Here is a 1,194-nt window from a genome sequence, read left to right as displayed (position 1 = left end):
CGGCACACCACGCGCAGGTCGCGCGTGCCGGCGTAGGCCTGTTCGCTGAATGCGCCGCGGCACACGGCTCCGTCCGGCAGGCGGGCCACCAGCGTGTTGCGGGCCTGCAGCGCGGTGAGGTACACCACGCCGTCCCAGCCCACCACCGTGGGCACGTTGCCCTGCTCGTGGACCACGGCGGTGCCGGCTGGCAGCGGCGCGCCCCGGCCGTCCACCAGCGTGATGGTGGCGGTGCGCACGCGCATCACCGGCAGCCGCACCAGGGTGCCGGTGCCGCGCGCCACCGCCACGCGCTTTTCCAGGTTGGGGGTGTGCACGTCCGCCGGCAGCGAAAGCGGGTCGATCTCGTAGCGGCCTTCGTAGTAGGCCGGCACCTCCGGCACGAGCAGGTAGCCGCGGGCGTTGGTGCGGCCCACCCGCTGGTGGTTGAAGAGCACCGGCACGTCCGCCATGCCGTCCGTGGACACCAGCGCGAAGCCGTCGCTGATGCGGTTGGAGGCGAAGGCGTAGCCGTCCATCAGCCCGATCGATCCGGCCGCGCCCGCGAAGCGCGTGCCGTGGCCGGCCATGCCGTAGGCGCCGCCCTGCACCGTCATGGTGTCGCCGCGGTAGAGCGCCGAGGCCTGGCTGTAGCGGTTCGCCTGGCCGCCCACGGTGTGGCCCAGGTTCCAGCCGAAGCCGCCGTCCGATGGCACGGTGCGCTGCACGCTGGCCTGGGCCTGCGTGGTGCCGTCGCCGTAGCGGGCCACGGCGGTCTGCGCGCTCGACTGGGGCCCGAGCACGTAGGTGAGCTGCAGGCGCATCTGCGTCTGGCCCGTCTCCAGCGTGCGGCCGGCGGTGAACGACAGGTAGCTGCGGTCCCCGAGCGGCGTGCTGTAGCCGGCGTAGGCCAGCCGGCTGCGCTGGCCCTCGCGGCTTTGCAGGTCCACCCAGCCCACGCTGAACGAGCCGCGCGCCACGTTCAGGCTGGCATCGAGCTGCCGCGTGCGGCGCGGCAGCTGAAAGCCGTCGTCGGCGTAGGTGCTGGCATCGCCGTAGCCGGGCGTGCGCTGCAGCTGCTGCAGCGAGATGCCGCCGCCCGTGCTCTGGAACTGGTAGCCCAGGCCGAGCTGCCAGCCGCCGCGGTTCGCGCTGCGCCTGCCCCCGCGTGACGGAGGCCATTGGCGACCCCCAGCAGCCCAGCCGCAGCCAGCC

1 protein-coding gene is annotated in these 1,194 nt (G+C 74.0%); it reads right to left on the bottom strand.

The features are described from left to right. A partial coding sequence (locus AC27KI_RS25290; protein WP_487116546.1) for a fimbria/pilus outer membrane usher protein occupies positions 1-1,194 on the bottom strand: 1,194 nt, incomplete at both ends.

The organism is Acidovorax sp. KPB24-03, assembly GCF_057546605.1.
This window is presented reverse-complemented; position numbering and strand designations above follow the sequence as displayed.